Here is an 11,297-nt window from a genome sequence, read left to right as displayed (position 1 = left end):
GGCATCAGTCCTGCGGAACCCGCGGGCCGGCGCCGTCGTCGACTGTGGGTCAGCCGGTGAACTCCTCCAGCGCCTGCTGCGCCTGCTCGAGCCAGGACCGGCGGGCCGCTATGGCCTCTTCGGCCTCGCGGAGCTTGCGGTCGTTGCCGGCCTCGCGGGCCTTCGCCGCCTTCGACTCCAGGTCGGCGATGGATGCCTCGAGCTGGGTCACCGTCGCCTGGGCGCGGGCCCGGGCCTCGGGGTTGGACCGCTGCCACTCGTTCTGCTCGGCCTCGCGGATGGCGTCCTCGACCCGGCGCATGCGGCCCTCGATCGAACGCATGGAGTCGCGGGGGACGTGGCCGGCCTCTTCCCAGCGATCCTGCAGCACCCGCAGTTGCTGGCGGGCGGTCTTCCAGTCGGTGACCGGCAGCAGCGCCTCGGCGTCGGCGAGGATGGCCTCCTTGACCGTCAGGTTGGCCTGCTGCTCGTCGTCGCGCTGCGACTGGTGCGCGGTGCGGGCGCCGAAGAAGGTGTCCTGCGCGGCGCGGAACCTCTTCCACAGGCTGTCCTCGACGCCGCGCGGCGCCGGGCCTGCGGCCTTCCACTGCGCCATCAGCTCGCGGTAGCGCCGCGACGTCGGGCCCCAGTCGGTCGAGCCGCTGATCTCTTCGGCCTCGGCGAGGATGCGCTCCTTGATGACGCGCGCCTCGTCGCGGCGCTCGGCCAGCTCGGAGAAGTGCGCCTTGCGCCGGCGGGTGTAGTGCGTGCGGGCCGACGAGAAGCGGCGCCACAGCTCGTCGTCGGTGGAGCGGTCGAGCCGCGGCAGCGACTTCCACTCCTCGAGCAGTGCCCGCAGCGTGTCGGCGCCGTTGCGCCAGTCGTTGCCCTCGGCGATGCTCTCGGCCTGCTGCGCGATCTGCTCCTTGCGCCCGCGCGCCTCCTCTTGCGCCTTGGCGCGGGCGGCGCGGCGCTCGGCCCGCCGCTCGGCGATGCGGGCGTCGAGCGCGTCGAGCCGGCCGGACAGCAACGCGAGGTCGCCGATCGCGTGCGCATCGGTCAGCTGCGCCCGCACCTTGCCGACGCCCTGGGCGGTCTCGTCGGGCGCGGCGGCGCCGGACTCGAGCCGCGTCTCGAGCAGGTCGACCTGCACGGCGAGGTCGTCGTACTTGCGGACGAAGAAGGCCAGCGCCTCTTCGGGCTTGCCGACCTGCCACGAGCCGATGTGCCGCTCGCCTTCGGCGGTGCGCACGAACACCTCACCGCGCTCGTCGACCCGGCCCCACTCGTTGGACGCGACGGTGGGCGTGTCGGTGGCGGGCGGGATGTCCCCGGGCGGAGTCGGGCCGGGAGCCGGTGCGGCCGGCGTCGCCGGTGCCCGCTCGGCAGGCGTCGCCGCCGCGGGCGCGAGCGCGAGGTCGGCCGGGGTCGGCACGGCCACCGGCGAAGGCGTGGGCGTGGGCTCGGGCGTGACGGCCTCGGGTTCCGGCTCGGGCTCGGAGGCGACCGGCTCGGGTTCGGCGGCGTCCGGCTCGGCTTCGGCGGCCGCGGGCTCCGGCTCGGGCGTAGCCGGCTCGGGCTCGGAGGAGGCCGGCTCGGGTTCGGCGGCCTCGGCCTCGGGTTCCGGCTCGGGCTCGGAGGCGTCCGACTCGGGTTCGGCGGCCGCGGGCTCCGGCTCGGGCGTAGCCGGCTCGGGCTCGGAGGCGTCCGACTCGGGTTCGGCGGCCGCGGGCTCCGGCTCGGGCGTAGCCGGCTCGGGCTCGGAGGCGTCCGACTCGGGTTTGGCGGCCTCGGCCTCGGGTTCCAGCTCGGGCGTAGCTGGCTCGGACTCCGGCGTCACGGCCTCAGGCGTGGTGGCCGCGGGCTCCGGTTCGACCTCCGGCGCCGGATCGGGCTCCGGGGTGGCGGCCGCGGGCTCGGGCGCCTCGGCGGCTTCGGGCGTCGGCGCCGCCTCGGCGGCGGCGTCGGGGGACTCGGGGGCCTCGGTGGGCTCGACCTCGGCGGCGGGCAGGGCCGCTTCGGTGGGCTCGGGGCTACCAGTCGTGTTGGTCACGGTGTCCTCATCCGGGTCAGGCGGTGGTGACGGAGTCGAGGGTGACCGGCTGGATGGGCGCGCCATCCTCCGATCCATTGTCGGTGCCGCCGTCCGCGATACCAGTGATCACGTCCAGACCAGTGGTGATCTGTCCGAAGACGGTGTAGTCGGGTGGTAGCTGGGAGTCGCCGTACACCAGGAAGAACTGGCTGCCGTTGGTGTTCGCGCCGGCGTTGGCCATGGCGACGGTTCCGGCCGGGTACGTGGCGCCGTCGGTGTTCTCGTTGTCGTACTCGTAGCCGGGGCCGCCGGAGCCGCTGCCGGTCGGGTCACCGCACTGCAGGACCTTGAGGCTGTCGGACGTGGTGAGGCGGTGGCAGGCGGTGCCGTCGTAGTACCCGGCGGCGGCGAGGAAGGCCAGCGAGTTGACGGTGCACGGCGCGCCGGGGTCGAGCGTGACGGTGACCGGCGCACCGTTGATGGTCAGGGTGGCCGTGGTGGGCAGCGGCGTGGTGAGCGCGGCCGGGTCGATGGCCGGCGGCGTGCCGAGGTTCGGGACGGCGGACTCGCCGGCGGCGCGGTAGTCGCAGGTGCCCGCGGCCGCGTCGGCCGAGGCCGAGGGCGAGGGCGACTCGTCCGACCCGGACGCGACCGGTGCCTCGTCGTCGCCGCCGAGTGCGCCTGAGACGAGTAACGTGCCCATGACCAAGGCGACCACGGCGATGACGGCACCGACGACGATGCCGATCTTCCGCCGCTTCTGGCCTTCCTCGGCCCGCCGGGCCTGCTGACGCTCGTAGCGCTGGCGCGCGAGCTCACGCCGACGTTGCTTGGCGCTCTGGGCCACCGGCCATCCTCCCGCTCGTTCGAGATCGCTCGGGAGGCCTCCGGGACCCCCCTTCCACGTGTGGTACGCGGGGACAGTCTAGGCAGTACACGGCGGGAATCAGATAACGAGTTCGCGGCGATGAGTGGGCCGCCGGTAACCTTCGTGGGTGCTCGTGCTCACCCTCGTCGCCCCCGTGCTGGGCACCAACTGCTACGTCGTGGCGCCCGACGGCGGCCGCGAGTGCGTCGTGATCGATCCGGGCATCGGAGTCGAGGAGCAGCTCGAGAAGACGTTCGCCGAGCACTCGCTCGAGCCGGCCGCCGTCCTCGTCACCCATGGGCACCTCGACCACACCTACGCGCTGAGCGAGCTCTGCCGTCGTCGTGAGCTGCCCGTCCACCTGCACCAGGACGACGCGTACCGGCTGTCCGACCCGCTCGGCTCGCTCGGTCCGCAGCTGGCGCAGCAGTTCGCGCAGTTCGTCGAGGGCTGGACGCCGCCGCCCGACGTCCGCCCGTTCGAGGGCGCCGAGACCGAGCTGGACCTCACCGGTGTCGTGCTGCGCGCCCTCCACGCCCCGGGCCATACCGAGGGGTCGACGCTGTACCACCTGCCCGCCGACGGCGTCGTCTTCACCGGCGACGTCCTGTTCGCGGGCACCGTCGGCCGCACCGACCTGCCCGGCGGCGACGACGCGCTCATGCGCGCCACGCTGACCCGCCTGGCATCGGGGGACGGACTGCCCGGACCCACCGCCGTCCGGCCCGGCCACGGTCCGGCGTCGACCCTCGACCGGGAACGCGCATCCAACCCGTACCTGCGAGGACTGTAGACACGTGAACGCTGAATTCCGGGCCCCGAAGGGCACCTTCGACCTCGTGCCGCCGCGCGGCGAGGCCATGCTCGCCGTCCGCGAGGCCATGGCCGCGCCGCTGCGCTCGGCCGGCTACGGCTACATCGAGACGCCCAGCTTCGAGGAGACGGCGCTGTTCGCGCGCGGCGTCGGCGAGTCGACCGACATCGTCACCAAGGAGATGTACTCCTTCACCACCCGCGGCGGCGACGACGTCACGCTGCGGCCCGAAGGCACGGCGCCGGTGCTGCGCGCCGTCCTCGAGAACAACCTGCACCGCGGCGCGCTGCCGGTGAAGCTCTGGTACTCCGGCTCGTACTACCGCTACGAGCGCCCGCAGAAGGGCCGCTACCGGCACTTCTCGCAGGTCGGCGCCGAGATCCTGGGCACCGAGGACCCCGCGAGCGACGCCGAGCTCGTCGTGCTGGCCGTCGACGCCTACCGCTTGCTCGGACTGACGGGCGTGCGGGTGCTGCTGAACTCGCTGGGCTCGCACGAGTCGCGCCCGGCGTACCGCGCGGCGCTACAGGACTACCTGCGCGGCCTCGACCTCGACGAGGAGACGAAGCGGCGGGTCGAGCTCAACCCGCTGCGGGTGCTCGACGACAAGCGGCCCGAGATCCAGAAGGCACTGGCCGAGGCGCCGCTCATCACCGACTTCCTGTCGCCGTCCGACCGCGCCCACCACGAGACCGTCCGGTCGCTGCTGACGGCGGCGGGCGTGGCGTTCGAGGACGACCCCCGGCTGGTCCGCGGGCTCGACTACTACACGCGCACGCTGTTCGAGTTCGTGCACGACGGCCTCGGCTCGCAGTCCGCGGTGGGTGGCGGCGGCCGCTACGACGGCCTGTCGGAGCTGATCGGCGGGCCCGCTCTGCCCGGCGTCGGCTGGGCGCTCGGCGCCGACCGCACACTGCTCGCCCTGGAGGCCGAAGGGCTGGCGCTACCGGGCACCACGGGCGTGCAGGTGTTCGCCGTCCCCCTCGGCGACGAGGCGGCGGCCTGGGCGTTCGGCCTGGTGACGACGTTGCGGCGCGAGGGCGTGGCGGCCGACGTCGCCACCGGCGGCCGCGGGCTCAAGGGCGCCATGAAGGCTGCCGACCGCAGCGGCGCCAAGTACGCCGTCGTCGTCGGCGAGCGCGACCTCGCCGAGGGCGTGGCCCAGGTGAAGGACCTGGCGACGGGAGAGCAGCAGGCCGTCTCGGTGAACGAGCTGGTCACGCACCTCAAGCGGCTCGTCTAGGACCCTCGCTCCGCGCGCGTCCTCCACGGCTGCGCCGGCCGGCCGACCCAGGCTGCACCCGCCGTTGGATCGGTGCGGAGCGGCATGAAGCGGATCTGAAGCAGCTTCGTGATTCGCTCGGCTCATCCGCAGTCGGTCACGCCTGGGGAATCCGATGGTGAAGCACTTCGGAGGTGCAGCGTGGACACGTCCACCTATCTGAACGTCGTCGTCGCACAGACGAGCACGTTGGCCGACTGGGTGCATGGCAGGGACGCGTCGGCCCCGGTGCCGACGTGCCCGAAGTGGACGCTGGCCGACCTCGTCGACCATGTCGGCGCGGTACAACGCATGGTGACGATGCTCGTGGGCGAGCGGATGGCCGAGCCGAGCAGTGCCTTCGCCCGCTACGTCCCGGGTCCGGCCGATTCGACCGTGTGGCGGGCTTGGCTGAACGACGGGGCGGCAGAGGCCAAGCAGGCGTTCGAGTCCGTCGCCGAAGACACGCCGGTGTGGGACCCGTCCGGCGGCGCTGCGGGCGTGCCGTTCTGGTCCCGCCGGCTGTTCGGCGAGGCGTGTGTGCATCGTGCGGACGCGGCGGCGGCGCTCGGCATGCGGTACGAGCTGGCGCCGGAGCATGCCGTCGGCGCCGTCGACGACTGGCTGCGCAACATGACCTCCCTCGGCTACTGGGAGAACCGGCCGAACTTCGCCGACGGGATGCGCGGCGACGGCCAGACCCTGCACTTCCACGCGACCGACGCCCCCGGAGAGTGGCTGGCACGCCGGGAACCTGACCGGGTCGCCCTGGAACACGTGCACGGGGATGCGGACGTCACGGTCCGCGGCCCGGCCGCCGACCTGCTGCTCGTGACCAGCAGGCGCCGCCCGCTCGACGAGACTCCTGGCGTGGAGGTGCAGGGCGATCGGGCCCTGTTCGACCTCTGGATCGACCACATGGACTGGGTCAGCGACTGACTGCGCCCGCGCTCGGCAGCCTGGTGCCGAACGAGGCCGGGCACCCATGTTCGGTCCCGACTTGCCTCGGGACCGAACGTGTGTTCGAATGGATGCGTGCGCTGGGAAGGTCAGGAACTCGCCGTCACCGACGGGGCAGCGCTGCCGGGGTTGCAGCGCATCGCCGGGCTGGTCCGCAGCGTGCGCACACCCGAGTTCGAGGGCATCACCTTCCACGAGGTGACGTCCAAGTCGGCGCTGAACAAGGTGCCCGAAGCCTCCCACGTGCCGTTCCGATGGACGGTGAACCCGTACCGCGGCTGCAGCCACGCCTGCACGTACTGCCTGTCCGGCTACGCGCCCATCACCATGGCCGACGGCTCCACCATCCCGCTGGCGCGGGTCCGGCCGGGCGACCAGGTGCTCGGCACCCGTCAGCAGGGCCTCAGCCGGCGGCTGGTGCGCACCCAGGTGCTCGACCACTGGCGCACCACGAAGCCGGCCTTCCGGGTCGAGCTCGACGGCGGCGAGTCCATCGTCGCCAGCGGCGACCACCGGTTCCTCACGCCCGATGGCTGGAAACACGTCACCGCGGCGGCCGAGGACGAACCGCCGCGGCCGCACCTCACCACCCGCGACCGGCTGGTCGGGCTGCGCCGTGGGGTGGTCGGCGCGGCGGTGCGGCCCGACGACACACTGACCGTCAGCTACGTGCGGCCCATGGGCGTCGACCTGCCGATGTTGGACCTCACCACCGGCACCGGCGACTTCATCGCCCACGGCGTCGTCAGCCACAACTGCTTCGCCCGCAACACCCACACCTATCTCGACCTCGACGCCGGCGACGACTTCGACCGCCAGGTCATCGTCAAGGTCAACGTCGCCGAGGTGCTGCAGCGCGAGGTCGGCCGGCGCACCTGGGCCCGCGAGCACGTCGCCATGGGCACCAACACCGATCCCTACCAGCGCGCCGAGGGCCGCTACCGGCTCATGCCCGGCATCATCGAGGCGCTGGCCGGGTCCGGCACGCCGTTCAGCATCCTCACCAAGGGCACGCTGCTGCGCCGCGACCTGCCGCTGCTGCAGCGCGCCGCCCAGCACGTCCAGGTCGGCATCGGAGTGTCGCTCGCCCTGCTCGACGAAGGGCTGCACAAGTCCGTCGAGCCCGGCACGCCGACGCCCAAGGCCAGGCTCGATCTCATCCGCGCGGTGCGGGCGGCCGGGCTGCCGTGCACCGTCCTGCTGGCGCCCATCCTGCCCGGGCTCACCGACTCCGAGGAGCACCTGTCCGCGCTCGTCGCGGCCGTCGCCGACGCCGGCGCCACCGGCATCAGCCACATCCCGCTGCACCTGCGCCCCGGCGCCCGCGAGTGGTACCTCGGCTGGCTCGAGTCCACCCGGCCTGACCTGCTACCCATGTACCGGCGGCTCTACCACCGCGGCTCCTACTCCGACCAGCGCTACCGCGACTGGCTGCGCGCCCGGGTCGAGCCACACCTGCGGCAGTTCCGGCTCCGCGACGACGACGAGCCGCTGGTCGACGACCGGCGGCGGCCGCTGCACGGCACACGCTGGGGCACCCGGCTCACCCCCGCGCCGGCTCCGGCCCCGCACGAGCCCGCCCAGGACGCCCTCTTCTGACCGGCGGCCCCGTGGCCGCGAACGCGTCCCCCCGCGGCCTGACGTCGATCTTGGAGTAACCGCAGAGTTCCCGGGTGGAATGCCCGATCGATTCCGCAGTTGCTCCAAGATCAACGGGGTTGGGGGAATCGCCTCGCCGGGGCGTGGCGCGGTTCCGTAGGATCGGCGGGTCAGCACACCACACCGCTTCCCGGAGGAACACCCGTGCTCCGCACCCACGAGGCCGGCACCCTGCGTGCCGGCCACGCCGGCCAGACCGTCACCCTCACCGGCTGGGTGGCCCGCCGCCGCGATCACGGGGGAGTGGCGTTCCTGGATCTGCGCGACGCGTCCGGGGTGGCGCAGGTGGTGGTGCGCGACGAGGCCGTGGCGCACGGGCTGCGCAACGAGTTTTGCATCAAGGTCAGCGGCCAGGTCGGCCGCCGCCCCGAGGGCAACGAGAACCCGAACCTGCCCACCGGCGAGATCGAGGTCGTCGCCGACACCGTCGAGGTGCTCAGCGAGGCCGAGCCGCTGCCGTTCCAGATCGACGACCACGTCGACGTCGGCGAGGAGGTGCGGCTGAAGTACCGTTACCTCGACCTGCGCCGCTCCGGGCCGGCCGCCGCCATCCGCCTGCGCAGCGCCGTCAACAAGGCCGCCCGCGACGTCCTGCTGGCCGAGGACTTCGTCGAGGTCGAGACGCCGACGCTCACCCGCTCGACGCCCGAGGGGGCGCGCGACTTCCTGGTGCCGGCCCGCCTGCGCCCGGGGTCCTGGTACGCGCTGCCGCAGTCGCCGCAGCTGTTCAAGCAGCTGCTCATGGTCGCCGGGCTCGAGCGGTACTTCCAGATCGCCCGCTGCTACCGCGACGAGGACTTCCGCGCCGACCGCCAGCCCGAGTTCACCCAGCTCGACATCGAGATGAGCTTCGTCGAGCAGGACGACGTCATCGCGGTGGCCGAGCGCGTCCTCCGAGCGCTGTGGGCGCTGGTCGGCCACGAGATCAGCACGCCGATCCCGCGCATGACCTACCACGACGCCATGGACCGGTTCGGCTCGGACAAGCCCGACCTGCGGTTCGGGCAGGAGCTCACCGAGGTCACCGAGCACTTCGCGAACACCGGGTTCCGGGTGTTCCAGGCGCCGTACGTCGGCGCGGTCGTCTTCCCGGGCGGCGCGTCGCAGAGCCGCAAGGAGCTCGACGGCTGGCAGGACTGGGCCAAGGCGCGCGGCGCCCGCGGCCTGGCGTACGTGCTGGTCGGGGCCGACGGCGAGCTGTCCGGCCCGGTCGCGAAAAACCTGTCCGAGGACGAGAGGGCCGGCCTGCCGAAGCTGGTCGGCGCCGTCCCCGGCGACGCGATCTTCTTCGGAGCCGGCCCGCGGCGGTTCTCGCAGAACCTGCTCGGCGCGGCCCGGCTCGAGATCGGCCGCCGGGCCGGGCTCATCGACGAGTCCGCCTGGGCGTTCACCTGGGTGGTCGACTCCCCGCTGTTCGAGCCGGTCGACGAGACCGACGACGTCGCCGTCGGTGCCGGTGCCTGGACCGCCGTGCACCACGCGTTCACGTCGCCGAAGCCGGAGTCGCTCGACACCTTCGACACCGACCCGGGCGGCGCGCTCGCCTACGCCTACGACATCGTCTGCAACGGCAACGAGATCGGCGGCGGCTCGATCCGTATCCACCGTCGTGACGTGCAGGAGCGGGTCTTCCGCGTCATGGGCCTGGGTGCTGAGGAGGCGCAGGAGAAGTTCGGCTTCCTGCTCGACGCGTTCAAGTTCGGCGCCCCGCCGCACGGCGGCATCGCGTTCGGCTGGGACCGCATCACCGCGCTGCTGGCCGGGTCCGACTCGATCCGCGAGGTCATCGCGTTCCCGAAGACCGGCGGCGGCTACGACCCGCTGACGGCGGCGCCGGCGCGCATCACGGCGCAGCAGCGCAAGGAGGCCGGCATCGACGCCGTCCCGGAGAAGAAGGCCGACGCCTGACCTTCCGGAATTCCATTTGCCCGGGCGCGAGCGGGAGTGGCATCATCGTTCGCGATGTGATCTGACCAGCGACTCCCGCCCGCGCCCGAGGTGTGTCCACCCGGCGGGCTCCCGTCGAACCTCGCCGAGGTCGGTCACGTGTCTCTCCTTTCCGTTCGTTCGCTCTCCATCGCCTACTCCGGCCGTCCGGTCCTCGACGGCGTCGGCTACGACGCCGGCCCGGGGGAGCGCCTCGGCATCGTCGGCGAGAACGGGGCCGGCAAGTCCACGCTGCTGCGACTCTCCGCCGGGGTCGAGGCGCCCGACTCCGGCACCGTCGAGCGGCACGGCACCCTCGGCTACCTCACCCAGGAGCCCGACCTGCCCGACGGCGGCACGGTCGACGGCGCCGTCGACGCCGCCCTCGCGGAGTTCCGCGTGCTCGAGGAGCGCATGCGCGCGGCCGAGGCGCGGCTGGCCGGCGGCGACCAGTCCGTCCTCGACGAGTACGGCGACCTGCTCGCCGAGTTCGAGCACCGCGACGGCTGGGCCGCCGACGCACGGGCGGCGCGCGCGCTCGCCGGGCTGGGCCTGGCCGGCATCGCGGGCGACCGGGCGCTCGGCACGCTGTCCGGGGGCCAGCGCTCGCGGCTGGCGCTGGCGCTCGCGCTGGTCACGGCACCCGACGTGCTGCTGCTGGACGAGCCGACGAACCATCTCGACGACGACGCCATCGCCTTCCTCGAGGACGCGCTGCGCGAGTACCGGGGCGCCGTCGTCATCGTCTCGCACGACCGCGCCTTCCTCGACGGCGTCGCGACGTCGATCCTCGACCTCGACCCCGTCCTGACGGTCGGGCGCGACGGAACGCCGCACATCGGCCCGGCCCGCTACACCGGCACGTACACCGACTACCTGGCCGGCAAGGAGGCCGCGCGGGCCCGCTGGGAGCAGGCGTACGCCACCTGGACCGACGAGGTCGACGAGGCCCGCGCCGTCGTCAAGCAGGACGCCCGCCGGGTCGGCCACGAGGGCCGCGGCCGCCGCGACAACGACAAGTTCGTCGCGCACTTCCTCGGCCAGAAGGTCGACGCCGCGGTGTCGCGACGGGTCCGCGACGCCGAGATGCGGCTGCGCCGGCTCGAGGAGTTGCGCATCCCGAAGCCGCCGCGGCTGCTGACGTTCGACGCCGCCCTGAGCGCCGACGTGCCCGACGGCGTGCTGGTCGCCGTGCGCGACGTGAAGGTGCCGGGCCGCATCACCGCCCGCGCGCTCGACGTCACCGCCGACACCCGGCTGATGGTCACCGGCCGCAACGGCTCGGGCAAGTCGTCACTGCTCGCGGTGCTGGCCGGGGTGCTGGAGCCCGAGACCGGCGAGGTGCTGCGCTCGCGCCGGCTGCGGATCGGGTGGCTGCCCCAGACCGGCAGCTTCCCCGACCCGTCGCTGACGGCGGTGCAGGCCTTCGCCGCCGGCCGCCCGGGTCCGGCCGGCGAGTACCAGGCCGAGCTGGCCGGGCTCGGGCTGCTGCCCGGTCCCGCGCTGGCGACTCCGGTGGGGGCGCTGTCGGTGGGGCAGCAGCGGCGGCTCGCGCTGGCCAGGCTGCTCGTCACCCGCCCCCAGGTGCTGCTGCTCGACGAGCCGACGAACCACCTGTCGCTCGGCCTGGTCGAGGAGCTGGAGGAGGCCGTCGACGGCGCCGGTCTCGCAGTCGTCGTCGTCACCCACGACCGCTGGGCGCGGCGCCGCTGGCAGGGCGAACGCGCCGAGGTCGTCCACAACGAATTGCTGCTCGGCTAGTTATCCACAATTCGCGTTTAGTCGTTTGCGGGGT

7 protein-coding genes and 1 pseudogene are annotated in these 11,297 nt (G+C 73.3%); 6 read left to right on the top strand and 2 right to left on the bottom strand.

What is annotated here, in order from left to right; genetic code table 11:
- Window positions 1-49: 49 nt before the first annotated feature.
- A complete protein-coding gene (locus E1212_RS30015) occupies window positions 50-2,032 on the bottom strand; it encodes a DUF349 domain-containing protein (RefSeq protein WP_203416898.1) in 1,983 nt (660 codons plus the stop codon).
- A gap of 16 nt (window positions 2,033-2,048) precedes the next feature.
- The gene (locus tag E1212_RS15835; protein ID WP_131984119.1) at window positions 2,049-2,861 is read right to left on the bottom strand and encodes a peptidylprolyl isomerase; all 813 of its coding nucleotides are present in this window, start codon (window positions 2,859-2,861) and stop codon (window positions 2,049-2,051) included.
- Between the two features lie 148 nt (window positions 2,862-3,009).
- Here E1212_RS15835 and E1212_RS15830 point away from each other — a divergent pair, with 148 nt between their 5' ends.
- The 6 genes and pseudogenes from E1212_RS15830 (at window position 3,010) to E1212_RS15805 (ending at window position 11,263) form a co-directional block, all read left to right on the top strand.
- Window positions 3,010-3,675, top strand: a complete 666-nt coding sequence (locus E1212_RS15830) for an MBL fold metallo-hydrolase (protein ID WP_131984117.1) — start codon at window positions 3,010-3,012, stop codon at window positions 3,673-3,675.
- 67 nt (window positions 3,676-3,742) lie between these two features.
- A pseudogene (gene hisS / locus E1212_RS15825) lies at window positions 3,743-4,941 on the top strand (histidine--tRNA ligase); the annotation flags it as partial.
- A gap of 178 nt (window positions 4,942-5,119) precedes the next feature.
- Window positions 5,120-5,896: a maleylpyruvate isomerase family mycothiol-dependent enzyme gene (locus tag E1212_RS15820; RefSeq protein ID WP_162605499.1), complete on the top strand. Its 777-nt coding sequence runs from the start codon at window positions 5,120-5,122 to the stop codon at window positions 5,894-5,896.
- Between the two features lie 96 nt (window positions 5,897-5,992).
- Entirely contained in the window at window positions 5,993-7,516 is a 1,524-nt protein-coding gene (locus tag E1212_RS30010; RefSeq protein ID WP_203416897.1) for an Rv2578c family radical SAM protein, read from the top strand.
- A gap of 204 nt (window positions 7,517-7,720) precedes the next feature.
- Window positions 7,721-9,484, top strand: coding sequence for an aspartate--tRNA ligase (aspS, locus tag E1212_RS15810; protein WP_131984111.1), 1,764 nt, complete (start codon window positions 7,721-7,723; stop codon window positions 9,482-9,484).
- A 138-nt stretch (window positions 9,485-9,622) separates the two neighbouring features.
- Window positions 9,623-11,263 carry an ABC-F family ATP-binding cassette domain-containing protein gene (locus E1212_RS15805; protein ID WP_131984109.1) on the top strand — a complete coding sequence of 547 codons (1,641 nt, stop codon included), beginning with the start codon at window positions 9,623-9,625 and terminating at the stop codon, window positions 11,261-11,263.
- The last annotated feature ends 34 nt before the right edge of the window (window positions 11,264-11,297 follow it).

The sequence above is a fragment of the Jiangella ureilytica genome, assembly GCF_004348545.1.
In the GTDB taxonomy this organism is placed as follows: domain Bacteria; phylum Actinomycetota; class Actinomycetes; order Jiangellales; family Jiangellaceae; genus Jiangella; species Jiangella ureilytica.
The sequence above is the reverse complement of the archived record's forward strand: the minus strand, read 5'-3'. Positions and strand labels throughout refer to the sequence as shown.